This window comes from Nonomuraea sp. NPDC049725 (assembly GCF_040674795.1).
GTDB lineage: Bacteria > Actinomycetota > Actinomycetes > Streptosporangiales > Streptosporangiaceae > Nonomuraea > Nonomuraea ceibae.
In genome coordinates this window covers 76,804-99,665 of the sequence record NZ_JBFANJ010000014.1, presented here as the reverse complement: position 1 = coordinate 99,665, position 22,862 = coordinate 76,804, and the positions used below count along the sequence as shown (strand labels likewise).

At 70.4% G+C, this 22,862-nt stretch carries 22 protein-coding genes; 16 read left to right on the top strand and 6 right to left on the bottom strand.

Going from position 1 to position 22,862, the window contains the following annotated elements; translation table 11 throughout:
* Positions 1-61: 61 nt before the first annotated feature.
* Positions 62-1,696, bottom strand: coding sequence for an asparagine synthetase B family protein (locus tag AB0J53_RS32130; RefSeq protein WP_364179359.1), 1,635 nt, complete (start codon positions 1,694-1,696; stop codon positions 62-64).
* Positions 1,697-1,766: 70 nt separating this feature from the next.
* Between AB0J53_RS32130 and AB0J53_RS32125 the strand changes: the two genes are divergently transcribed.
* From AB0J53_RS32125 to AB0J53_RS32095, 7 genes are all read left to right on the top strand, one after another.
* The gene (locus AB0J53_RS32125; RefSeq protein ID WP_364179357.1) at positions 1,767-3,611 is read left to right on the top strand and encodes a hypothetical protein; all 1,845 of its coding nucleotides are present in this window, start codon (positions 1,767-1,769) and stop codon (positions 3,609-3,611) included.
* A gap of 4 nt (positions 3,612-3,615) precedes the next feature.
* A complete protein-coding gene (locus AB0J53_RS32120; protein WP_364179355.1) occupies positions 3,616-4,236 on the top strand; it encodes an anticodon-binding protein in 621 nt (206 codons plus the stop codon).
* A gap of 124 nt (positions 4,237-4,360) precedes the next feature.
* Positions 4,361-5,743, top strand: coding sequence for a diaminopimelate decarboxylase (gene lysA, locus AB0J53_RS32115; RefSeq protein ID WP_219505936.1), 1,383 nt, complete (start codon positions 4,361-4,363; stop codon positions 5,741-5,743).
* Positions 5,740-7,032: a homoserine dehydrogenase gene (locus AB0J53_RS32110; RefSeq protein ID WP_364179353.1), complete on the top strand. Its 1,293-nt coding sequence runs from the start codon at positions 5,740-5,742 to the stop codon at positions 7,030-7,032. Before lysA ends, AB0J53_RS32110 begins: the two co-directional genes overlap by 4 nt.
* Before the next feature lie 175 nt (positions 7,033-7,207).
* Entirely contained in the window at positions 7,208-7,351 is a 144-nt protein-coding gene (locus tag AB0J53_RS32105; protein WP_364179351.1) for a hypothetical protein, read from the top strand.
* Positions 7,352-8,127: 776 nt separating this feature from the next.
* The gene (locus tag AB0J53_RS32100) at positions 8,128-9,606 is read left to right on the top strand and encodes a S1 family peptidase (protein ID WP_364179349.1); all 1,479 of its coding nucleotides are present in this window, start codon (positions 8,128-8,130) and stop codon (positions 9,604-9,606) included.
* A 30-nt stretch (positions 9,607-9,636) separates the two neighbouring features.
* A complete protein-coding gene (locus tag AB0J53_RS32095) occupies positions 9,637-10,155 on the top strand; it encodes a hypothetical protein (RefSeq protein ID WP_364179347.1) in 519 nt (172 codons plus the stop codon).
* A gap of 60 nt (positions 10,156-10,215) precedes the next feature.
* Here the strand turns inward: AB0J53_RS32095 and AB0J53_RS32090 are convergent, their stop codons facing one another.
* Together AB0J53_RS32090 and AB0J53_RS32085 are read right to left on the bottom strand one after the other, a co-directional pair.
* The gene (locus tag AB0J53_RS32090; protein ID WP_364179345.1) at positions 10,216-11,010 is read right to left on the bottom strand and encodes a hypothetical protein; all 795 of its coding nucleotides are present in this window, start codon (positions 11,008-11,010) and stop codon (positions 10,216-10,218) included.
* A 120-nt stretch (positions 11,011-11,130) separates the two neighbouring features.
* Positions 11,131-11,985, bottom strand: coding sequence for an enoyl-CoA hydratase/isomerase family protein (locus AB0J53_RS32085; protein ID WP_364179343.1), 855 nt, complete (start codon positions 11,983-11,985; stop codon positions 11,131-11,133).
* 130 nt (positions 11,986-12,115) lie between these two features.
* Here AB0J53_RS32085 and AB0J53_RS32080 point away from each other — a divergent pair, with 130 nt between their 5' ends.
* The gene (locus AB0J53_RS32080) at positions 12,116-12,745 is read left to right on the top strand and encodes a TetR/AcrR family transcriptional regulator (RefSeq protein WP_357583724.1); all 630 of its coding nucleotides are present in this window, start codon (positions 12,116-12,118) and stop codon (positions 12,743-12,745) included.
* Here AB0J53_RS32080 and AB0J53_RS32075 read toward each other — a convergent pair.
* Positions 12,736-13,752 carry an AsnC family transcriptional regulator gene (locus AB0J53_RS32075; protein WP_364179341.1) on the bottom strand — a complete coding sequence of 339 codons (1,017 nt, stop codon included), beginning with the start codon at positions 13,750-13,752 and terminating at the stop codon, positions 12,736-12,738. The two genes, AB0J53_RS32080 and AB0J53_RS32075, sit on opposite strands and share 10 nt — an antisense overlap.
* Positions 13,753-13,902: 150 nt before the next feature.
* Here AB0J53_RS32075 and AB0J53_RS32070 point away from each other — a divergent pair, with 150 nt between their 5' ends.
* The 8 genes from AB0J53_RS32070 to AB0J53_RS32035 all read left to right on the top strand — a co-directional run bounded on the left by AB0J53_RS32070 (position 13,903) and on the right by AB0J53_RS32035 (position 21,559).
* On the top strand, positions 13,903-15,216 hold the full coding sequence (locus tag AB0J53_RS32070) for an amidohydrolase family protein (protein ID WP_364179339.1): 1,314 nt from the start codon (positions 13,903-13,905) through the stop codon (positions 15,214-15,216).
* 31 nt (positions 15,217-15,247) lie between these two features.
* Positions 15,248-16,720 (top strand): MFS transporter, encoded by a 1,473-nt coding sequence (locus AB0J53_RS32065; RefSeq protein WP_364179337.1) that lies wholly within the window; start codon positions 15,248-15,250, stop codon positions 16,718-16,720.
* A gap of 10 nt (positions 16,721-16,730) precedes the next feature.
* Positions 16,731-17,111, top strand: a complete 381-nt coding sequence (locus AB0J53_RS32060; RefSeq protein ID WP_364179335.1) for a Rid family hydrolase — start codon at positions 16,731-16,733, stop codon at positions 17,109-17,111.
* Entirely contained in the window at positions 17,112-18,140 is a 1,029-nt protein-coding gene (locus tag AB0J53_RS32055; RefSeq protein WP_364179333.1) for a threonine/serine dehydratase, read from the top strand.
* Complete coding sequence (locus AB0J53_RS32050) at positions 18,137-18,670, top strand: hypothetical protein (RefSeq protein ID WP_364179331.1); 534 nt, start codon at positions 18,137-18,139, stop codon at positions 18,668-18,670. The genes AB0J53_RS32055 and AB0J53_RS32050 overlap by 4 nt, the downstream gene beginning before the upstream one ends.
* The gene (locus AB0J53_RS32045; protein ID WP_364179329.1) at positions 18,670-19,260 is read left to right on the top strand and encodes a thiamine pyrophosphate-dependent enzyme; all 591 of its coding nucleotides are present in this window, start codon (positions 18,670-18,672) and stop codon (positions 19,258-19,260) included. The genes AB0J53_RS32050 and AB0J53_RS32045 overlap by 1 nt, the downstream gene beginning before the upstream one ends.
* Positions 19,257-20,645: an aldehyde dehydrogenase family protein gene (locus AB0J53_RS32040; RefSeq protein WP_364179327.1), complete on the top strand. Its 1,389-nt coding sequence runs from the start codon at positions 19,257-19,259 to the stop codon at positions 20,643-20,645. Before AB0J53_RS32045 ends, AB0J53_RS32040 begins: the two co-directional genes overlap by 4 nt.
* Before the next feature lie 542 nt (positions 20,646-21,187).
* Positions 21,188-21,559 carry a DUF4288 domain-containing protein gene (locus AB0J53_RS32035; RefSeq protein ID WP_364179325.1) on the top strand — a complete coding sequence of 124 codons (372 nt, stop codon included), beginning with the start codon at positions 21,188-21,190 and terminating at the stop codon, positions 21,557-21,559.
* A 275-nt stretch (positions 21,560-21,834) separates the two neighbouring features.
* Here AB0J53_RS32035 and AB0J53_RS32030 read toward each other — a convergent pair whose 3' ends face one another.
* Together AB0J53_RS32030 and AB0J53_RS32025 are read right to left on the bottom strand one after the other, a co-directional pair.
* Complete coding sequence (locus AB0J53_RS32030; RefSeq protein ID WP_364179323.1) at positions 21,835-22,566, bottom strand: 3-keto-5-aminohexanoate cleavage protein; 732 nt, start codon at positions 22,564-22,566, stop codon at positions 21,835-21,837.
* Between the two features lie 70 nt (positions 22,567-22,636).
* The gene (locus AB0J53_RS32025) at positions 22,637-22,855 is read right to left on the bottom strand and encodes a hypothetical protein (protein ID WP_364179321.1); all 219 of its coding nucleotides are present in this window, start codon (positions 22,853-22,855) and stop codon (positions 22,637-22,639) included.
* Positions 22,856-22,862 lie beyond the last annotated feature (7 nt).

Below are 22,862 nucleotides of genomic sequence, written 5' to 3'. Positions count from 1 at the left end.
CTGTAATACCCAAGAGATCGCTGTGTAATCGTGATGTTACCGACCGTTCTTCTCCCTGTAACTAGAAGGGGGCAGACAGGTCGTCCAGCTCGCTTTCGAAGTCGCTCAGCCAGAGCCCGAACAGCACCAGACCGCGCACCCAGAACCGGTCGTTCCAGCCGTTGAACCGCGTCAGCGCGTCGGGCCCGCCCGCCACCACCTCGTGCAGCTCGTCCGACAGCAGCCCCGGCACCCGGGTCGCCACCACGTCCAGCATGCGGTGGGAGTAGGCGCGCGCGGGCGCGGCCGTGGAGCGCAGCGGCACCCGCCGCAGCGGCTGCTTGACCACGTTCGTCGAGGGCAGCGCGGCCACGCGCGGGTTGGCGGCGTGCAGCACCTCGCGGTAGAAGCGGCCCTGCGCCTTGCGCGCCACCCCGACCGAGAGCGCGGCGTCGAAGAAGTCGGGATGGATGAACGGCGCCGCGAACGACGCCTCCGGCCCCACCAGGTTGACCGCCGAGCGCGCGATGCCCCGCACCGTGCGCGTGTGCAGCACCGACAGCGGCAGCTCGGCCCGGTGCCCGTGGAGCATCGAGGTGGCCGCCAGGAACTGCTCCTGCACGGTCTCGGCCATCCACTGCGCCGCCGCCTTCGACAGGAACGGCTGCGACGGCGCGCCCAGGCTCAGCGAGCCCAGCACCGCCGCCGACCGCTCGGCCTGCGTGGTGGCCTCCAGGGCGGCGCCGCTGACCATGAAGTTCTTCAGCAGCGGCCCGCCCGCCAGCCCGTCGACCAGCACCCGCCCCGCCTGGTGCACCTCCTTGGCGAACGGCGCGTACCAGGCGTGATGCGGCGTCAGGTATTCGAGCCTGCGCGCCACCTCCACGGCGTCGTCCGGGTAGGCGGCCGGGTCCTGCTCGATCACCCGGTGCGGGATGCCCAGCTCGCGGGTGATGGCCCGGGCGAAGGCGATGTCGGTGTCGGTGCCGTCGTCGGGGCTGGTCGTCCACGACTCCACGTCGAACCCGCGCGCCTTGGCCACGCTGCCCAGCAGCCGCGAGTCGTAGCCGCCGCTGATCGGCACCAGCAGCTTGCGCCCGTCGTAGTCCTTGTAGACCTCGTGCAGCAGCTCCAGGATCTCCCCGGCGCTCGTCCACGTCTCGTACGGCTCGGTGCGCAGCCAGCGCGGCAGGCGCCGCTCGGTGGACAGCCTGCCCTGGTCCCACACCAGCGCGCTGGAGCCGGGCAGCCGCTTGATCCGCTGGTAGGGCGTCGCCTCGCCCAGCGGGAACGTCACCTGAAGGATCGACGCCCAGGCCGCCCAGTCGATCTCGACCGGCGCCAGCGACAGCAGCGGCTCGATCAGGGACGAGAAGTAGACCGCCTCGCCCACCCGTACGTAATAGACGTCGACCAGCCCCAGCGCGCCCGTGTGGAGCGTGACGCGCGGGCCGTCGCCCATCAGGCCCGGAGCCTCGTACGTCTCCGCGACCGTCATCCAGTCGCTCTCGCCGGCGGGCCTGCGCTCGCCCCAGGCGAACGCGAACGCCTCGCCCGAGCGCCGGTAGGGCGGCAGCGGCGCCGAGCTGAACAGGGCCGCCTCGGCCGTCTGGAGAGCGGGACGCACCCGCGGGCCCGCGGCCGACAGCTTGCCGAGCACCGCGGTGTCGATCCGGCCGAGACCGCCGCAGACGTAGGGTCGTACGTTGAACTGCACCGGATCTCATCCCTTCGAGGCGCTTCCCGCAAAAGAGTATCCTTTGCCGGGCTGAGAGACGGAGGTCCTGTTGTCTACCGAGCTGGAAAGCACGCGCAGGGCGTTGCGTGAGGCGGTCGCGCAGGCCGAGCACGCGGCGGAGCTGGCCAGGCTGCTGGACGCCGCCCAGAGCAGGCTGGCCGAGGCCGAGAGCCGTGCCGAGGAGGTCAAGGCCCTCGCCGACCGGCTGAGCGAGGCCGAGGAGCGCCTGGCCGACGAGCGCGCCGCCGCCGACAAGCTCCGCAAGGAGCTCGCCGAGCAGCGCTACCAGGCCGAGGTGGCCAACTGGAAGCTCTCCTCGATCAAGGTCGCCCGCTGGAACCGGCTGGGCGACGCCATCAAGACCGGCAAGAGCAACCCGGTCCGCCTGGCCAAGGAGCTCAAGGGCGCCGCCCGGCCGGTCAAGCGGCCGACCGCGCCCAAGCGCAAGCCCGTGGCCGCGGCCAGGGCCCAGGACGAGCGGCCCGGCGCCGCCTACCAGGCCACCGCCACCACCCGCACGCTCGGCGGCGCCTCCTTCAAGCTCAAGCCCTACCGGGTGCCGACCGGCCCCAACGCCCGCCCGCACATCACCGCGGCGGTCGTCGCCGAGCCGCACGCAGAGGCGCTGCTGCGCTACGAGTGGCGGCAGACCACCGGCTTCACCCCGCGCGACTTCGCCCGGGTGCTGCCGCAGGAGGTGCCGCACCTGCTGCTGGTCGAGTCCGTGACGCAGGGGCCGTGGGCCGAGGAGCTGCTGGGCGAGCCCGGCGAGGGGCTGCGCGCGCTGCTCGCCTGGTGCGCCGAGCGCGGCATCCGGACCGTGTTCTGGCACACCCACGGCGACCCCGCCGACTTCGCCGCCTCGGCCGGATTGTTCGAGCACCGCTTCTCCGCCGACCCGGCCGCGGCCTGGCCGAGGCTGCCGTTCGGCGTGCAGCCGCGCGTGCACAACCCGCTGCCGCTGGCCGGCGGGCGCATCGACCGGGTGCTCAGCCTCGACCAGCTCCTGCCGGACCACCTGGCCTACCCGGACGTGCTCACCTCCTACCGCTGGCCGGCCGCGGTCACCTGCCCGCCCGGCACCCCGACGTGGCGGCTGGCCGAGCTCGCCGCCTGCGGCACGCCGATCGGCGACGACCCCGACAGCCGCCGGGCGCACGTCGCCCTGCGCCGCGCCTACGCCTCCGGCACCATGACCGAGCACGTCGACGCGCTCCTGGAGACGATCGGGCTGCCCAGCGCCCGCGCCACGCTCGACGTGTCGGTGCTGCTGGCCGTCCCCGACGCGACCCGCATGGAGCACGCGCTGGCCCAGGTCGGCCGGCAGAGCGGCATCACCCAGCTCATCGTCATCGGCCCGCCGGAGGCCGAGCAGCGTGCCCGCGACACGCTGCCCGGCGCCGACGTCATCCATCGGCCGCTGCAGCCGGGCATGACCGTCGGCGCGATGCTCGGCCGCGGTCTCGACCTGTGCGAGGCCGACCTGGTCGCGGTCATGGACCCGCGCGACGTCTACGGCTCCCACTACCTGACCGACCTGCGGCGGGCGTTCCTGTTCGGCACCGCCGACATCGTCGGCAAGGCCGCCTTCTACGCCCACCTGCGCAAGCCGCAGGCCACGCTGCTCAAGCAGCCCGACGCCGAGTACACCTACCTGCCGGAGATCACCGGCGGCACGCTGCTCGCCCGCCGCAACACGCTGCGCGAGCTCGGCTTCGCCGACCTCACCGACGGCTGGGACGAGGTGCTCATGCGCCGCTGCCGCGAGGACGGGATCAAGGTCTTCTCCGCCGACCGCTTCGGCTACGTGCGCGTCCGTGACGAGGACCGGTGGCTGCTGGGCGCCGCCCACCTGGTCGAGTACGGCTCCGCCGAGCCGCACGCGCTCATCTGAGCCCGTGACGCCCGGGCGGCTGGCCGGGGTGCTCGGCGAGCCGCCGGTGCCCGACGGCACGTGGGAGCGGGAGGCCGCCTACGTGTCGGCCGCCGCGCTGCGCCGCCGCGTCCCCGCCGCCGAGCTGGCCGCGCGGGTGCGGGAGCTGCCCGGCGTGGGGCCGGTCGAGGTGCGGGGCAACGGGTTCCTGCGCGTGGTGGTGCCCGTGCCGGGGGAGCTGGTGACCGAGATCGAGCCGCTGGAGCTCCGCGATCCCGGCTGGCCGGACTTTCCTCGTACGTGGGACAACCCCGGATTCGTGGTGCGTTACGCCCATGCCAGGGCGGTGGCCGTGCAGCGGTGGGGGCGCGAGCTGGGGGTGCCGGAGGAGTTCCGGCCCGAGCTGCTCGACGATCCCCGCGACCGGGCGGTGCTGCGGGCGCTGGCCGAGGTGCCCGGACGACTGGCGAGCCGCGACCCGGGATGGGAGGCTTTCCTGGTGCGGCTGGCGCTCGCCTACCACGACGCGCACGAGCACGCCCCGGCCGTGCCGATCGGCGACACGCCCGCGGGGCCGCTGCACGGGGCCCGGGTGAGGCTGGCGCGGGCCGTACGGGATGTGCTGGTGGGGCCGGATCAGCTCTGAGGGATCACAAAATATCCGGCCAAACGGTGAAAAATCGTAAAATATTCGCGTTTGGGCGGTGATCGCGTCTCGATACGTGGGCATCGGGTCCGTGGTGAACACCGGGTCCGATAGCCTCGATCGGGTGAGTCGATTCGCCCATCCTGCCGGGGACCGGCACGCCGAGACGCCGCCCCACGAGCGCCCCCCGCTGGCGCCCGACGACCTCAACCGGATCAACCCCGCGATCTGGCCCCGAACGTCGAGCCGGACCGATGGCGCGCTCACGATCGGCGGCGCCGACGTACGCGACCTGGCCCGCGAGCACGGCACCCCCCTCTACGTCCTCGACGAGGAGGACGTCCGCTCGCGCATGCGCGACTACGCGGCCGCCTTCCAGGGCTCCGACGTGCACTACGCCGGCAAGGCCTTCCTGTGCAAGGAGATCGTCCGCTGGCTGGAGGCCGAAGGGCTCGGCCTCGACGTGGCCAGCGGCGGCGAGCTCGCCGTCGCCCTCAGCGTCGGCTTCCCCGCCGAACGCATCACCCTGCACGGCAACAACAAGTCCGCCGCCGAGCTCACCCGCGCCCTCGACGCCGGAGTCGGCCACATCGTCGTCGACTCCTTCGAGGAGATCGCCCGCCTCGGCTACCTCGCCGAGCAGCGCGGCCTGCGCCCCAAGGTGATGATCCGCGTCACCACCGGGGTCGAGGCCCACACCCACGAGTTCATCGCCACCGCCCACGACGACCAGAAGTTCGGCCTCTCGCTCAACGCCGGCGCCGCCGCCGAGGCCGTCCGCCGCATCCTCCAGCTCCCGTCGCTGGAGCTCGTCGGCCTCCACTCCCACATCGGCTCCCAGATCGTCGACGTGGCCGGGTTCGAGGTCGCCGCCCGCCGCCTGGCCACCCTCCTCGTCCAGATCAAGGACGAGCACGGCGTCGTGCTCCCCGAGCTCGACCTCGGCGGCGGCTACGGCATCGCCTACCTCGACGGCGACGAGGCCCTCGACGTCAAGCGCATCGCCGACGGCCTGCGCGAGATCGTCCGCAAGGTCTGCACCGACGCCGGCCTGCCCGTCCCCCGCCTCACCGTCGAGCCCGGCCGCGCCGTCGTCGGCCCCGGCGGCATCACCCTGTACGAGGTCGGCACCGTCAAGAACGTCGAAGGGCTCCGCACGTACGTGAGCATCGACGGCGGCATGAGCGACAACGTGCGCACGGCCCTCTACGGCGCCGAGTACACCGCCGTGCTCGCCAGCCGCGAGAGCAGCGCCGAGCCCATGCTCAGCCGCATCGTCGGCAAGCACTGCGAGAGCGGCGACATCATCGTGCGCGACTGCTACCTGCCCGCCGACCTCGCGCCCGGCGACCTGATCGCGATCGCCGCCACCGGCGCCTACTGCCGGTCGCTGGCCAGCAACTACAACTACCTGCCCAGGCCCGCCGTCGTCGCCGTCAACAGCGGGCAGTCGCGGGTGATCGTACGGGGCGAGACCGAGGACGACCTGCTGAGGGGGCAACTATGAGCAAACCGTTGAAGGTGGCCCTGCTGGGCTGCGGCGTCGTCGGCTCCCAGGTCATCAGGCTCATCCACGAGCAGCGTGACGACCTGACCGCCCGCATCGGCGCCCCCCTGGAGCTCGCCGGCGTCGCCGTACGCCGCCTCGGCCGCAAGCGTGACGTCGAGGTCGACCCCGCCCTCCTCACCACCGACGCCGAAGCCCTCGTCACGCGCGACGACATCGACATCGTCATCGAGGTCATCGGCGGCATCGAGCCCGCCCGCTCCCTCATCATCGCCGCCCTGTCCCGCGGCAAGTCCGTCGTCACCGCCAACAAGGCGCTGCTCGCCGAGGACGGCGCCGCCCTCCACGAGGCCGCCCGCACCGGCAACGGCGACCTGTACTTCGAAGCCAGCGTCGCCGGAGCCATCCCGCTGCTGCGCCCGCTGCGCGAATCCCTCGCCGGCGACCACGTCAACCGCGTCCTCGGCATCGTCAACGGCACCACCAACTACATCCTCGACAAGATGGACTCCACCGGGGCGTCCTTCACCGACGCCCTCGAAGAGGCCCAGACCCTCGGCTACGCCGAAGCCGACCCCACCGCCGACGTCGAAGGCTTCGACGCCGCCGCCAAGGCCGCCATCCTCGCCGGGCTCGCCTTCCACAGCCGCGTCACCGCCGAACAGGTGCACCGCGAAGGCATCACCGAGATCACCGCCACCGACGTCGCCTCCGCCAAGGCCATGGGCTACGTCATCAAACTGCTGGCCATCTGCGCCCGCTCCGACGACGGCCGCTCCATCGGCGTCCGCGTCCACCCGGCCATGATCCCGCGCACCCACCCACTCGCCGGGGTACGGGAGGCGTACAACGCGGTCTTCGTCGAGGCGGAGTCGGCCGGGCAGCTCATGCTCTACGGCAAGGGCGCGGGCGGCGCCCCCACGGCCTCCGCCGTCCTCGGCGACCTCGTCGCCGTTGCCCGCAACCGCCTGGCCGGCACCCGCGGGCCCGAGGAGTCCACCTACGCCTCGCTGACCGTCCACCCCATGGGGGAGACCGTCACGCGCTGCCACGTGGCCCTCGACGTGGCCGACAAGCCCGGTGTCCTGGCCCGGGTGGCGGAGCTGTTCGCCAAGCACGACGTGTCCATCCAGACGGTCAGGCAGGAAGGGCACGGCGACGACGCCCAGCTCGTCATCGTCACCCACCGGGCCAGCGACGCCGCCCTGACGGCGACCATGGAGGGGCTGCGGGAGCTCGACATCGTCCGGGCCATCGCCAGCGTGATGCGGGTGGAGGGGGACGAGTAGGGCCCCTGTTCACGCGAAGGTCCTCGCCCGTCAGGCGCTTCGCACCCGGCGGGCTCGGGCTGTGTCGTCCGGGGGAGCCCAGCTCCCCCGAGCCCCCTTGCCGGGGGCCTTCCGGCCCCCGGACCCCCGCGTGTGGGCGGGTGTCGGATGGTGATGCGGTGAATCGCCTGTGCGGTTGGCGGGCGAAGAGGGTGAGTTCATCCGGCCATACCTGCCGATCGGCGAGTATGGCCTGTATCCCGAGCGGCTGCGGCAGCAGTTCAAGGACATGATCTGGCGGTTCAAGCCCGGTCGGATAGTGGCCGGAGATGCCGCATGAGTTCGGTGCTTGGTCGACCGTCTCCAACCCGTCCGCCAGTGGCGTGACGCCGGTGTGTGCAAGGGCGTGCTGGAGGGCCCCATCGCGCATTCCCGACGAGGCGCCGAATCGGGTCCCAAGTGGGAGGAAAGACGCGTCCGGTGCCGCTGAAAGCTTGGCCTGAGGGTCATCCTCCTGGGGGCGCTTGCGGGCCGGGCGGATCAGCAAGGTTCACCTCGCCGCCGACCGCAGATGCCGCCCGCCGTCGATCATTCTGACCGCTGGCAGTCCCCAGTTCATCCCTGCGCTCACCGAGCCTACCTGCGCACGCAGGATCAATGCGGCCACCCCAAAGACGTATGACCAGGCTGCCTGGAGGGTAGCCGTAGTGGCCGCCCACTCGGTCACGACGCGTGCTGCAGCAACTTGGGTAAGAGTCCATCCTGTGGCGCAATCCCTTCAAACGGGCGTGATCGTACTTGCCGGCAGGAGGGGCGTGGCGGCGGAACCCAGCAAGATCTGGCCTTGACGTCCTCCAGTGTGACGGCCGCAGCCTTCAGGTCGTGCCCAGGTCAAGGGGCGGACTTCAGCGAAAGTCGCGTTTGGGCCGAGACATGCTCAGGCACGAGGCAACATCGACATCCCTTGGATCGGCAGGATGACTGCTGTCGGAAGCCCAAGCGGATAGAGGCATTACCGCATACCGATCCCGTCACACCGGGCCTTTCTCACCTTGCTGTCGACCGCCGCTGCGCTGACGATGCCCTTTGACTACTTCGTCAAGGAGAGGAAAGCGAGTGCACTTACCGGCGAAACGTCCACGACGGGTCGGACTGTCTATCGCGCTGGCCACAGCGGCCCTGACGCTCTCCAGTGTCAGCGCACCATCAGCAGCTACGGCAGCCACAGCGACCGCCCTGACCCATGCCAGCGACATCACGCTTGCCGTTGAACACCAGCCGAAAGTGCCACGGCCTACCCTGGAGAAGCTCAAGGCTGAGGCCACGGCCAAGAATGTGCCCCTCATCGACGTCATCAAGGACTATGTCGATCAGAAGGCCAAGACTGATCCGGCCGCCACCGCCAACTGGCCAGATGGCCCGGTGGACACCCCGGACGTCCTGATCGACGACCTGTCGGCAGTACAACTACTTGACCTACAGGGCTTGGCGGAAGCCGACAAGATCACCCTGGAAGCATCCATCGACCGCTACGGCTACTACAAGTACAACACTCGAGTGGCCGACCAACTCGCCCAGACATTCCCCGCCGAGCTGTCCGGGTTCGCTACCCAGGACGACGGGAGCGCGTGGATAGGTTTCAAGGGTGCGATCCCGCCGCAAGCTGTCGAAATGGCGAAGACCCTTCCCGTTCGGGTGCAACTGCGCGGCAACCTCGGCTACGCCGAAACTGACCTCCCGAAGGCTCAGGAACAGCTTCAAAAGGCGCTGCAGAGCCGTCCCGACGTGTCAAACGTCTCCACCTGGTATGACCCTCGTACCGGACTGGGCGCCCTCGTTGTGCCCTCATCACGCGTGAAGACCGCACCCTCGGCCGACACGTTGCAGGCCACTGCCGCCTCCGCGGTGAGCAACCCGCACATCCACGTCAGCGTGAAGCTCGGCAAAGGGCCGCTGTTCAAGAATTACGACACGTACATCCGAGGCGGCGGCAATTTCGAAGACTGCACGACCAGCTTCAACTTGATCTCCGAGAGCGGAAACACCAAGCGACTCGGAACGGCTGGACACTGCGCCCTTGATGAGGGCAACGAACGCTACCGGTACTACTGCAACCAGTCCGGGGACGGCGGCTGTGGTACCACGACGGAACGCAAATGGGTGCATTACGGGCCTGGCGGCGATATCGCCATGTACGACCACGGTCCGAACGGCTGGGTCGCCACCCGCACGTTCTACTGGGACGTGGGCAGCAAGCGCTACGCCGACGCCCGCTCCGCAGGCCCCAAGATCAATGATCCGGTCTGCAAATTCGGGCAGAAGTCCAAACGCGATTGCGGGAGAGTCATCGCGCTCAACCAAACTGTCTATGACGGCGACCTCGGAGTGGTGGTCGGCGGCCAGGTCCTCACGACCATTCTCAACGGCTCTGATACCTGCACTTTCGGCGACAGCGGCGGCCCTTTCTACCGGGACGCGGAAGCCTACGGAGTTCTCAAAGGCGCCCTCGTCGATGAGGACAACTACCTCCGATGCGCCTTCACTCCCGTGAACCGATATTACAACGGGGCAAAATACTACGTTTGGACCCGCTAGCCTGCCACTGAGCCGCCGTGCCAAGCATGCTTGGAGCACCTTGTCGACGGCCATGCCTTCCGCTCACCTTTGGAGGTCGCCATGAAGTCATGGCCCTTCGCCGCCACGCTCGTCGGCCTTGCACTCTTGCCGAGCATGTCAGGCACGCCGGCCCAGCCCGTCCTCGCATCACCGCCCACGACAGCGTGCCGGGCCGCCGTGTGCATGGTCGGCGCGGATCCGCAGATCCTCGTGCACGACACACAGGTGGGTGCCCGCGTGCCCTTCAGCGGGCGGCTGACGTGGGTCGGCGACCAGTCCTGTCTGGCGGTGGACATCGGCGGCAGCATGGTCGTGCCCCTGTGGCCGATCGGCGCGGCGCCGTTCCGCGCGGGGGAGCGCCGGGGCGTCGTGCTGCCCGGTGTCGGGAATCTTCTGCCCGGTGACCGGTTCAGCGGGACCGCGACCTGGCACCGTGAGGACCCGATGTTCCTCACGGCGCCAGGACGATGTCACCGCCGAAACGGATTCGTCGTCATCGACCCGTCCGGCCTCAGCCGGGTGGACTGAGCCTGGCGGGGTGGGCACCGGCGCCCGCTGTACTCCCATGACGGGTTCGCGGCGTGCCGCTCACCCGGGCCGGTGGGGGGCGGTCTCATGCGTTTCTCCTGTCCGGTCGCGTACGGCGGCGGTGGGCGGGCCGGAGCGGGAGGGGACGCCGATCGCGTCGGCCCACGCGTGGATCTCCTGGTCATAGCCGGTGAAATGGTCGCGCCGGAGGACCCCGGCGGGGTCGATGTGGCGTGACCCGGAAAGCCCGAACCGGCGCAGCAGATCGACGATGAGCGGTCGTACCGCCGTCATGAGCGCGGGTGACAGGCATGCCGCCAGGTCGGCGAGGTGGCGAGCGGAGGCGGTCCCGGTGAGCCGGCGGTCTCCCGCCGGGCCGTACGTTGTGCCGGCGTGATTCCACACCTCTATCGGCGCCGCGCGGCCGGCGTCCGTAGCGGGGATGAGGGCCGCTTCGACGGCGAGCTCGGCGGTGGGGTCGGCATCGCGTTCCCCTAAGGCTCGTGCGGCGTTCGCCGCCAGGAGGCGCACCAGCGCGACGGTGATCCACGCGACGGCGCCCTCGCCGAGCGCCCAGACCTGGCGGCCGTCGGCGGGGCTGTCGCGCAGTGCCGCCACCTGCAGTCCTGCGAGCGCGGAGCCGTCCGGGTGGAACTCGCAGTAGTACCCGCCAGCGGCCGGGTGGCCCGGATGCCGTGACGGCGCGAAGGCCAGCGCGCCGTCCGGGCGTGGTTGTGGCGGCTCCGCGCCGATGGCGATGGGAGCCGGCCAGTGCGCGACATGTCGCCTGAGCCATCGCCGCAGGTCCTCCCCGCTCGTGGCAAGGAGCTCGGCCGGCGCCGGGTGTGCCGGCACCGCGGCGACCACGAGCCAGGGCGACTCGGGGCGGAGTCGCCTGGCTGCGTCCGTGAGGAGGCGCGAAAGCGGTTGCGAGGGGTCGGGCATGGCGGAGGGCTCCGATCGTGGGGCTTCCGGTCAGAACAGCTTGCGGGCCTCGGAGTCGGCGAACAGGTCCGGGTCGGGCACCCGGGACTTGCTGGCGACGTTGGCGAGCATCTGGTGCGCCATGTGGAAGCCGAAGTCCTCGGCGACGACCTTCCTCCAGTGCCGGGACACGATGTTGTGAGTGGCCCACCTGGTGTAACGCGGTCGTTTCATGATGAACCTGGCCAGTTCCCAGGCGCGGTCGAGGAGGTGTTCGCGAGGGAGCACATCGTTGACGATGCCCCACTCAAGGGCCTTGTCCGCCGGGATCGGCTTGGCGGCGTAGATGTAGTACGCGGCGCGTTTGATGCCCATCAGCGTCTGGAGGGCCATGCCCTGGCCGTCTCCCGGCGGGGAGCCGAGCCAGAAGTGCGGGTCCATGAAGTCGGCGTCCGGCGCGGCGAGCGTGATGTCGCTCATCATCGCGAACTCGGTGTGCACGCCAGGACCGTTGACGGCGGCGATCGTCGGGATGTCGATGTTGTTGACGAAGCTCTCGATGAGCTTCCAGCCGTCCGCCATGCGCTGGTAGATGTGGTCCGGGTCCAGCTCGGAGGCGGGTTTGGGGTTGAGCCCCTTGGGGTCGCCCGTCATCCATCTGCCGCCGGTGCCGGTGATGATCAGGACGTGGTTCTCCGGATCGTTGCCGATCTCCTGCCACACGCGCGGCCACGCGTTGTGCGCGGCGGCGGTGTGGGCGTACGGGCCGTCGTTCGTGTGCAGGCGGACCTCGATGATGCCGTCCTCGCGCCTCATGCGGAAGAAGTCCGCGTACCTGGCCGCGTACTCGTCGAAGGCGGGCGGGGCGAGGTAGCCCTCCCAGTGGTCTGCCGGATCGAATGCCATGCTCACTACCTCCATGCGGCAGGGGCACCGCCGCGGGCGGTGCCGGGGTGCGCTCGCCGGGCGTGCGGCGGGCATCCCCATAAAAGCACACTTGTCAGTGTGCTTTCATCTGGTGCCGTACGCTGAGATCATGTCGAGGGGTATAGCGGCGGTTCAGACGCCAGGACGCCGTCGACGGTCGGAGGGCAAGAAGGCGGCGATCCTGGATGCCGCGGAGGACCTGTTCATCGCCGAGGGCTACGAACGGACGAGCGTCGACGCGATCGCGGCCCGGGCGCAGGTCTCCAAGCGCACCGTCTACGACCACTTCGGCGAGAAGGGGACGATCTTCCTGCGCGTGCTCGAGCGGGTGAACGACACGCTCGCCGACACCGTACGCGCCGCGATCGACGAGGAGCTGAGCCCGGGCCGCGACCTGCGCGACGCGCTGACCGCCTTCGGCCGGCGCATCGTCACGCAGACCTTCCCGTCGCCCGCGTACCTGACCTTCCGGCGGCTGACCTCGCAACGGTGGTCGATACCACAGCTGGCCGAGGCCGAGCGCGACCGTCCGGACCTGATGCTGGAGGAACGCTTCGCCGCGCTGGCGGACCAGGGGAAGATCCGCGCCGCGAACCCCCGTCTGATGGCCCGGCACTACACCGCCCTGACGCTCAGCCTCGCGCTGGAGGCACTCGAGACCAGGAAGGACGCCGAGGTCGAGGAGATCCTGGCGATCATCGCCGACGGGGTGGACGCCTTTCTGCGCGCCTACGGTTGATCGCCCTCGTCGAACACCAGCGGCACGGCGCGTACGGATCGTCCCTCCGCGTCCAGGACCCGGCCCAGCAGCTTGGTCATGCTGAGCACGACGGAGCGGTCCTGCACGCGCAGGGCCGGCAACTCCTGGCTCATGCGCCATTCGAGGTCGTGCACCTCGGCCGCCGACCGCAACGACGCGTCGACCGTCACGTTGAACGGCCCCGCGACGAACGTGCAGGCCCGGACCCCCGGCAAGGAACGGATGCGCTTCTCCGCCGCCCGCATGTCCTGGACGTCCAGGGAGCCGAAGTACACCGCCGAGACCGACCGGCCGGACAGATGCCGGGAGATGTCGCAGCGGAAGCGGATGAGCCCGGCCTCCTGGAGGCGCGACAACCGGCGACGTACCGACACCGGCCCGAGATCCACCTGCTCGGCGAGCCGTTCGAACGACATCCGCCCATCGAGGTGCAGCGCGCGGACGATACGCAGGTCGGTCCGGTCGACGGCGTCGGCCCTTCCTGACCCCGGCTCCGTGGCCGGGCCGAGGCGGCGTCGCTGCTCCGGGTCGAGCGCGCCTTCCCGCCAGTTGCTCGCCTGCAGGATCGACCGGGTGACCACATGGCTGCGGATCTTCGCGATCCCGGGGACCCGCCCCACGAGGTCGAGGAGATAGACCGAGAGCGAGGCGAGGTCGGGCGCCTGCGCCAGCACGAGCACGTCTCGTGCGCCGCCGGTCACCTTGACGGTGGCGGCCTGCGGGTGCTCCGCGAGCGTACGCGCGACCTCGGTCGTCCGTCCCGGCGCGCAGTCGATCTCCACCAGCGCGCACGCCGGGGTCGCGTGTCCCGAGGGGTGGGCGGCGACCCAGGCGACCCCCTCGGACTCCATGCGCGCCCAGCGCCGGCTCACGGTCACCGGGTCGACCCCGAGAACCTCCCCGAGGCTCCGCCAGCTCGCGCGCGGCGCGGATCGCACGGCGTCGACGATGGCGACGTCGAGCTCGTCATAGGACGTAGCGGCCATGTCATTCGAACTTTCCTGCGCGAATCAAGCAGTCAATGGAGATTACCTGCGATATCGCGGCCGAATCTCAGGATCACCCTACCGTGACGAGAACCGACACAACCGGCAGCCGGCGTGAGAACGCAGGCCGGACGAGGGGGTTCAGAGCGCGTGGGACTCGGACAGGCGACATTCGAACGGAGCGGGGCCGCGCTGCGGGTCGAGAACGTACGGCTCATCGACGGCGTCAGCGATGACGTGGTGGACGACGCCGTCCTGGAGTCCGACGCCGACGGCTGGATCACCTACGCGGGCCCCGCCGCCCAGGCCCCCGAGGCGCACCCGGACGTCAGGGTGATCGACGGCCGCGGCGGCACGCTGCTGCCTGGGCTGTTCGACTGCCACACCCACCTGGGCCTGCCCTCCGACCGTTCGCTCGTGGAGACCGCCCTGCTGACGGACCCCGTCCTGGCGACGCTCCGGACCGCCGAACGCCTGAGCCGCACGCTCGCGTCAGGGATCACGTCGGTCCGGGATCTGGGCGGGCTCCCCGCCGCGTTCCGCGACGCCGTCGCCACGGGACTGGTGGCCGGGCCGCGCGTGCAGACCTCGGTCGGCGTCATCAGCCACACCGGCGGCCACGCGGACGACACCCTGCCAGGCGGCAGGAGCCTCGGTCTGGACTACTGCGAGCTCGCCGACGACGTGCCCGGCGTACGGAAGGCCGCGCGGCGGATGCTCCGGTCGGGCGCCGACGTGATCAAGATCTGCACGAGCGGCGGCATCAGCAGCGCGCACGACGACCCCGACGACCAGGATCTGCTCGACGAGGAGATCACGGCGGTCGTGGACGAGGCGCGGCGCCACGGCGGGCGCCCCGTCGCCGCGCACGCGCAGGGACGGGCCGGCATCCTGGCCGCGATCCGCGGCGGTGTCCGCTCGGTCGAGCACGGCTTCGGCATCGACGACGAGGGCTGCGACCTCATCGGGGAGAAGGGGGCCTTCCTCGTGCCGACCCTGTCGGCCGTCTTCCAGCCGCTGGACCCCCGTACGACCACGCCGTGGCGCTACCAGAAGAAGCTGCGCTGGAACGAGCTGGCCAAGGAGAACCTCGCCGAGGCCATCGCGCGGAAGGTGCGCATCGCGGCGGGCACGGATGCCGGGATCACGCCGCACGGGCAGAACCTCTTCGAGCTTTCGTGCCTGGTGGAGCTGGGGATGTCGCCGATGGAGGCCATCCGCGCGGCGACGTCGGCCGGCGCCCGGCTGCTCGGCGTGGAGGACACGCTCGGGACCCTGCGCACCGGATACGCCGCCGACCTCGTCCTCTGCGCGAGCGATCCCCTGCGGGACATCGGCGTGCTGTCGGCGCCGGAGAACATCGCCCTGGTCGCCCAGCAGGGCGTCATCCACAGGCTCGCCCTCCCCCCTGCGGAGCCGCGAGCAGCCGGACGGAACGGACCGCACGCCGGGGCACGCCCCTGAGCCCGGCGTGTTCCGCAGAAAGGAGACGCTCATGCAGGACATGAGCTCCAGCACCACAGCGGGAACGCCCGCACCCGATGATCTGCACACCGGCTGGACCGGCCGGGTGATCGGGTACGTAGCCGTCCTCGTCCTGGTGAACGTCATGGTCGACACCGTGCTCGCCGCGCCGACCTTCGTCCTTCCGCAACTGCGCGACGCCTTCGACACCACCCAGTTCGCCTGGCTCGACTCCAGCGCGATGCTGGCGGGCGCGATGTGGGCGCCGCTGCTCGGCAAGTCCGCCGACATCTACGGCAAGCGCAAGGTCCTCGTGATCACGCTGCTGGTCGCCGGGTTGGGCGGGGTGATCTGCCTGGCCGCGCCGCACATCGGCGTCTTCGTCCTTGGGCGGGTCCTCCAGGGCGCCGCCGTCGCGGCGTTGTTCCTCACTGTCGCGATCATCCGTGACCTCTGCGCCCCCACGTTCTCCATGATCGTGACCGGTGTCGTCACCTCGGGCTCGGCGGTCTTCGGCATCGTCTCACCCTTCATCCTGCAGGTCGCCACGGAGGCCTTCGGCTGGCAGTTCGTGTTCGTGGTCTCCGCGACGTTCGCGGTCGTGGGCGCGCTCTTCGTCCGCGCCGTGATCCCGCGAACGCGGCTCAGGACAACGGGCAAGGTCGACGTCGCGGGCGGGCTGCTGCTCGGCGGCGGGCTCGCGGGAGTGCTGGTGTACATCAGTCTGGGGCAGGAGCTCGGCTGGCTGGCGCTCGTGCCGCTGGTCGTCCTCGTCGCGGGGGTCGTGGCGCTGGTCGTCTGGTTCGTCGTGCTGAGCCGCGTCCCGGAGCCCGTGATCGACATCCGCGGCATCCCGCTGGCCCTCGGGCTCGGACTTCTCGTGGTCGTCATGGGAACGGGTGCCTATCGCAGTCTGCTCGCGCTGTTCAGCCTGCTCATCGACGTCTCCCCGGACGACGGCCTCGGCTACGGGATCGCGGGACCGGCGGCGCTCGGCCTGATGTTCGGCATCCCGTCGATCGGGATCATGCTCGGCGGCATCGTGGCTGGCGCGATCGCCACCCGCGTGGGCCCCGCCTGGCCGCTGGCCGTCGGCGTGGCGCTGGGGACGATCGCCTCCCTCGGGATGTTCCTCGTCGGCGCGGGAAATCTGCCGATCGCCGTGGTCTGCTCGTTCCTGCTGAGCCTCACGGCGGGCTCGCTGGTCACCTCGGGCTTCAACCTGGCCTCCATCCTGGCGCCGCGCGAGCGGCAGGGCACCGTCTCCAGCATGGTCATGGTCATGGTCGCGGTCGGCTCCGTGACGATGAGCTTCATCGGCTCGGCGATCCTCGGCGCGACGGACCTCGTGGTCGACGGGCAGACCGTGAACTCCTCGCTCGGCGTGCATTCCTACATCGCGGTCGCGGGCTGCGTCTTCGTCCTCGCGGCCATCCCCGGGACCTTCCTGGTGCGCAGGATGCGCGGCCACCTCGTCACGGGCGTGCCCGTGAACCACCCCTAGGAGATCGAGCATGACCAACCTCGCACCGGCGAGCCCCTCACAGGCGCGCCACCCCTACAGCCCTGTGCGCGAGACCGAGACCGGACTCGTCTTCCTCTCAGGACAGCTCGGCATCGCCGACGGCGAACTGGTGGCGGGCGGTGTCGCGAACGAGACCCGCCAAGCCCTGGCGAACCTGCGCGCCAGGCTGGCCTCGGCCGGGCTGGACTTCCGGCACGTCGTGAAGATCACGGTCTATCTGGCGTCGATGGGCGACCGCACCACCGTGGACGCCATCTACGAGCAGATCCTTCCCGAACCGCGGCCGGCCCGCACCTGCGTCGCGGTCGCGGAGCTGCCCTATCGCGCCCGGATCGAGCTCGACGCCATCGCCGCGCGGGGCGGAGCCTGAATGCGGACCGCTCCTCAGGACGCGACCGGGCCGAGGCCCGCGCTCCCCGTGACGATCCGCGACGTCGTCGCGGCACGGGACAGGATCACCGGCCACGTCGTACGGACGCCCTTGCTCCCCGCCCCCTGGACGCCAGGAGAGCTGTGGCTGAAGGCGGAGAGCCTCCAGCCGATCGGGGCCTTCAAACTCCGCGGGGCCGTGAACGCGATCGCCCGGCTCCGCCCCGAGACCCGCGCGCACGGCGTGGTCACGCATTCGAGCGGCAACCACGGGCAGGCGGTCGCCTGGGCCGCACGCGCGGCGGGCATCCCGGCCGTGGTCGTCATGCCGGACTCGGCGACAGCGGTCAAGGTGGCGGCCACCAGGGCGCTGGGAGCCGAAGTCGTCCTCGTCCCCAGTGACCGGAGGGAGGCCGTCGCCGACGCCGTACGGGCGGAGCGCGGGATGACGACGATCCCGCCCTTCGACCACGCCGACGTCATCGCCGGGCAGGGCACGCTCGCCCTCGAAGTGCTCGAAGACCTGGACGACATCGACACCGTGCTCGTACCGGTCGGCGGCGGCGGGCTGATTTCGGGAGTGGGCGTCGCGATCGCGGCCTCGTCCCCGCGCACGCGCGTGGTCGGCGTGGAGCCGGAACTGGCCGCGGACGCGCGCGACTCGCTCACGAGCGGACGACGGGTCGCCTGGGACGCCCGCGCCACGCACCGCACGATCGCCGACGGAACGCGGACGCCGCTCGTCGGCGAACTCACCTTCCCGATCATCCAGGCGACCGTCGAGGAGATCGTCACGGTGAGCGAGGACGAGATCCTCGCCGCGGTGGCGAGCCTGGCCCGTCACGCCCGTCTCGTCGCGGAACCCAGCGGAGCCCTCGGCGTCGCCGCCCAGCTCGCCGATCCCGGCAGGTACGGGCGGGCGGTCGCCGTCCTGTCCGGTGGCAACGTCGACCCGGCCGTCCTCGTCCGCGCGCTCACCTCCTCACCCGGAGGAACCGCATCCACGACACCCGAGGAAGCACACCCATGACATACGCACAAGCCGTCGCCGACGGCATCTGGGCGGCCGGAGCCACCCGGGTCGGCTACATCCCGTCCGTGACCGTGGCGCCGGTCATCAACGCGCTGGTCGCGTACGACGGCGGCACGAACGGGGTCTCGCCGCGCGTCACCCCGCTGTCGCGGGAGGAGGAAGCGGTCGGCGTCATGGGGGCGGTGGCGTTCACCGGCGGGCTCGGCACCGTGGTCATGCAGGACAACGGCTTCGGGAACGCGCTCACGGCGCTGACGACGTTCACGCTCTCCTACCACCTGCCGCTGCTCGTGTTCGCCAACACCCGGGGAGGGCTCGGCGAGTACAACTCGATGATCCACTCCATCAGCCAGCCCGTGCCGGCCCTCCTGCGCGCCGTCGGGCTGCCCGTCATCGAACTGGACAGGACAAGCGGCCCCGAAGACTGGCACGACACCGTACAGGAGGCCGGCAGGCACGCGGTCATGACGTACCGGCCCGTGGTCGTCCTCGGGTCCTTCTGGAACACCGACGGAAAGGTCGCCTGATGAAGCGGATCGAAGCACTCGGCGTGCTGGCGGACCTGACGAGCTCCCATCCCGTCATCGCGACCTGCGCGGCGACGAGCAGAGAGCTGGCCTCGGTGAAGGACAGCGACAACCACCTCTACCTCCTCGACGCGATGGGCCTGGCGGGATCGGTGGCGACCGGGCTGGCGCTCAGCGTGAACCCGTCGACGCCCAAGGTCGTCGCCATCGAAGGGGACGGCTCGCTGCTCATGAACCCGAACGTGCTGCCGACCGGCGGCTACCTCGCGCCGCCCAACCTGCTCCTCGTCCTCCTCGACAACGGGGTGTACGGGTCCACCGGGGCGCTGCCGACCTACTCACCGAAGGTCGACCTGCGACGCCTGGCCGACGCGGCCGGCTGGACCACGCGCGCGGCGCGAACCGCCGATGGGCTGAGCGCCGCCTTCGCCGAACTGCTCACGGTGGAGGGGCCGGCGTTCCTGTACGCCACGATCGAGGAAGGGAACGCTCCAGACGTCGAGAAGCTGCTGGTCGACCCCGTCTCGCTCACGGGACGCTTCACCCGCTGGCTCCGCGAGGTGCATGCCGTCGCCGAGGCCGCGGCGTGACCCGCGACATCGGCGGCATGGGCGGCATCGTCACCGTCAACCCCGCCTCCGGCGACGAACTCGGCTTCCACCCGTACACCACTCCCAAGGGAATCGATCGGGTGCTCGACACCGCCGCGACCTCCACCTGGGGACGATCCCGTACGGAAGAACGCGTCGCGGCGATCAGCCGGCTCGGCGCCGTCCTGGCGGAGCGGCGAGAGACGTTCGCCGCACTCATCACGCTCGAGATGGGCAAGCCGATCACGCAGGCACGGGCCGAGATCGACAAATGCGTCACCGCCTGCCGCTACTACGCCGACCGGCTTCCCGAGATCCTGCGGCCGGAGACGTTCGATCTGGACGGCGACACCGCGATCGTCCGGATCGTGCCGATCGGCGTCGTGCTCGCCATCCTCCCGTGGAACTACCCCTGGTGGCAGGTGATCCGGGCAATGCTGCCCGCGATCGCGGCCGGCGACACCGTCGTGCTCAAGCACGCCGACTCCGTCACGGGCAACGCCCTGGCGATCGAGGAGGCGTTCCAGGAGGCGTTCGGGACGGGGGTGCTGCAGACCGTCGTGGCCGACGCGGCCACGGCGTCGAACCTCATCGGCGACCGCCGGATCGCCGCCGTCACCTTCACCGGCAGCGACCGCGTCGGCGCCCTCGTCGCCGCGCGCGCCGGCGCCGAGATCAAGAAGTGCGTGCTGGAGCTCGGCGGGTCCGACCCGTTCATCGTCCTGGCCGACGCCGACCTCCCGGCCGCGGCCGCCGCCGCCGTGCGATCCCGGTTCCTCAACAGCGGGCAGAGCTGCATCGCCGCCAAGCGCATCCTCGTCCACCGCGACGTACGTGACGCGTTCGCGCAGGCACTGACCCCCCACGTCCACGCGCTGAGAGTCGGCGACCCGACGGACGAGACCGTCGACGTCGGCCCGCTCGCCCGCCACGACCTGCGCGACACGCTCCGTGACCAGCGCGCCCGAGCCCTGGCGGCGGGAGCCAAGGTGATCGCACAGGCGACCGCACCCGACTCCGCCGCAGGCGCCTGGTTCCCGCCGTCGATCGTCGAAGTGGACGGGCACGACTCCGCCCTCCTGACCGAGGAGACGTTCGGCCCGCTCGGCGCGCTGACGACCGGCGCGGACGACGACGAACTCATCGCCCTCGCGAACTCCTCACGCTACGGGCTCAGCAGCAGCCTGTGGAGCACCGACAGCGAACACGCCGCGTCCGTGAGCGAGCGCATCCACGCGGGGTCCGTCTTCGTCAACACGATCTCCGCCACCGACCCGCGCCTCCCGACCGGCGGCATCAAGGCCAGCGGCTACGGGCGCGAACTCGGCAGGTGGGGCGTCTACGAACTGGCCAACCTCCAGGCACTGCGCATCCACCCGACCTGAGCACCGGACCCCAGCCGGGCCGCCGCACGCCCTCGCGCTGGCCGCTCTGGACGGCTGTCAAGACTTTGAAATAAATCCAATTAGCCATGGCCATGCCCGCGCACACCGACATTTCCAGGGGGAACGTCGCGGTCACGTCTTTCGACGACAAGGAAGTAACCTCCGGCCCCGACGCGAGGGGCCCTGCGCCACCTCGCGTTCCGGGCACGGTCATCGTCCGGATGAAGGTCCGCGAAGAGAGGAGACCCGCCGCCGACAGTTGAACCCGACGGAAGACCGACATGAACAAGTGAGGAGGGTCGCAACCATGAAGACGATAGTCCGACCCCCTGCGCCGCCTGCATCATCGGCACTGAGCTCGGTCGCCGCCGCGAGCTTCATCACACCCGGGTGCGCCATCAACACGCAGGGCCGGAAGCATGGAAGCTGCTCACCAATAACCGGTTCACAAAGCCAGCATGGAACGGGACACTAAACGTTCCCAATACGCGCCGACCCCCATGCGAATGGGGTCGGCGTGCGCCATGCAGGAGGGGGCCAGCGTGAACGACCATCCGAAAAGCCCGCACATCGCGATTTTGGTTTATGCAACGACGGTCGAAGGAGGCTACGCGCGCCCTCGTTACAGCGAGGACATCGTGTTGATCCACGCCGCCTCTATTGAGGAAGCGCGCGCTGCGGCCGAAGCGATGGGTCATGAGGAGACGAGTTCCTATAAGAACGTCTACGACGAGACCGTCACCTGGTCCTTCATAGGCATCGCGGACGTACGCGCTGCCCTCTACGACACTCTGGACGATGACATCACCCTGTACTCGCGCAGCTTCGATGATCTCGGGCAGTATCGCGCGACCTTCTCGCTCGCATCTTTGAGGGAGCCCACGGCAGGGCCGGACGATCCTGCGAGCAGCTAAGGCCAGGCCGCGCTCTTCACGTGAGCGCGGCCCTATGCGGCGGTGGCCTCTGTTAAGACGTAGCTGAAGCCGTCCGGCCTGGTGCCTGTCCCGGCGTGCATGGCCACCGCCACGGCGCCAGCCGCGTGCGCCGACTCCTCCCACGCCTCAGCGGCCTGCGACTTCACCGACGTAGACTCCTCGCGCAGCTCGCTCCCCGACGCTCTGGTGCGTGGCCTCGACCTTCGGGGGTCTGCGGCCGCGAACCTCCCGCACGGGTGCGTGATAGCGACTCGCTAAGTCGTGCCCTGTGGTGTGTGCTGGATGATCTCGCGGGCTGCGCGGATGAGGGCGGCGTTGTCCGGGGCGGGGGTGCCGTCGGGGAGGTGGAGCACGTCTTCCAGGCCGATACGGGCATGCAGGCGGCGGGAGGCGGCAAGCCGCAGGACGGGCCACGCGGTGGCGTCCTCGCCGTGCAGGAGAATCGGCGCGGCAGCCGGTTCGAGTTCGTCCAGCAGGCCGGCTGCGGAGTGAAGCGCGTCCTGCGGGGTGGCTTCGGTGATCTCGGCCAGGACACGCAGGAATCGGCGGGATCCGGGCCCGCTCAGGAACCGTCGTGCTGCGGGAGTGCCGGAGTAGATGCCCGCTTCGATGCCGATCCCCCTGTCCAGCAGGGCTGCGGCGACCTTGGTGGCGCCGTCCTCGTGCCAGTTCACGGAAGCGTGGTCAGGCAGCACGGTCCAGGCCCGGACCTGGGCGGCACGGGCATGAGGGTCCGCTGTGGCCCATGCGCCGGTGGTGACGCCGACCGGGATGCCTGGGACGGCAGCCCGCACCGCGCTCACGGCGGCGGCGACGGCGGTGGCTTCCAGCGTGTCCTGGCCGTCGTGGTCCTTGGGGTGCAGGTGGATGTCCTCGGCGCCGGCGGCGACAGCATCACGGGCTGCCACCGCCAGCTCGTCGGGGGTCACCGGCAGATGGGGACACTCGGCCCGGCTTCGAGCACCGTTGAGACAAACCTGCAGCATGGCGCAATCTTCGCAGGCGCCACCCGGGGTCCCCCTTGGCAGGCGCCCTGAGTCGGGCCGGGGTGGAGGGTCAGGCGAAGACCTCGTCGAGGGTGTCGCTGACCGCTGCTCGCCCGATCCAGGTATCCAGTGTGGGGATATCGGTGCAGGTGGAGATGCGTTCGCGGTCCTGGCCAGTGACCTGGATTCCTTTGGCCTTCAGGATCAGCAGCAGCGCGTGCGCCTGCCCCTTGGCGAGGAGGCTCTGGGCGTATTCGCCCTGGTGCAGGTAAGTCTCGGTGGTCATCATGCGCTCA

What these genes read in the sequence shown, in the direction of transcription:
- AB0J53_RS32110 (WP_364179353.1), top strand. Translation starts at nt 5,740, where the DNA reads ATGAGCAAACCGTTGAAGGTGGCCCTGCTGGGCTGCGGCGTCGTCGGC.
- AB0J53_RS32085 (WP_364179343.1), bottom strand. Translation starts at nt 11,985, where the DNA reads ATGGCATTCGATCCGGCAGACCACTGGGAGGGCTACCTCGCCCCGCCC.
- AB0J53_RS32080 (WP_357583724.1), top strand. Translation starts at nt 12,116, where the DNA reads ATGTCGAGGGGTATAGCGGCGGTTCAGACGCCAGGACGCCGTCGACGG.
- AB0J53_RS32075 (WP_364179341.1), bottom strand. Translation starts at nt 13,752, where the DNA reads ATGGCCGCTACGTCCTATGACGAGCTCGACGTCGCCATCGTCGACGCC.
- AB0J53_RS32065 (WP_364179337.1), top strand. Translation starts at nt 15,248, where the DNA reads ATGCAGGACATGAGCTCCAGCACCACAGCGGGAACGCCCGCACCCGAT.
- AB0J53_RS32060 (WP_364179335.1), top strand. Translation starts at nt 16,731, where the DNA reads ATGACCAACCTCGCACCGGCGAGCCCCTCACAGGCGCGCCACCCCTAC.
- AB0J53_RS32055 (WP_364179333.1), top strand. Translation starts at nt 17,112, where the DNA reads ATGCGGACCGCTCCTCAGGACGCGACCGGGCCGAGGCCCGCGCTCCCC.
- AB0J53_RS32050 (WP_364179331.1), top strand. Translation starts at nt 18,137, where the DNA reads ATGACATACGCACAAGCCGTCGCCGACGGCATCTGGGCGGCCGGAGCC.
- AB0J53_RS32045 (WP_364179329.1), top strand. Translation starts at nt 18,670, where the DNA reads ATGAAGCGGATCGAAGCACTCGGCGTGCTGGCGGACCTGACGAGCTCC.
- AB0J53_RS32030 (WP_364179323.1), bottom strand. Translation starts at nt 22,566, where the DNA reads ATGCTGCAGGTTTGTCTCAACGGTGCTCGAAGCCGGGCCGAGTGTCCC.
- AB0J53_RS32025 (WP_364179321.1), bottom strand. Translation starts at nt 22,855, where the DNA reads ATGATGACCACCGAGACTTACCTGCACCAGGGCGAATACGCCCAGAGC.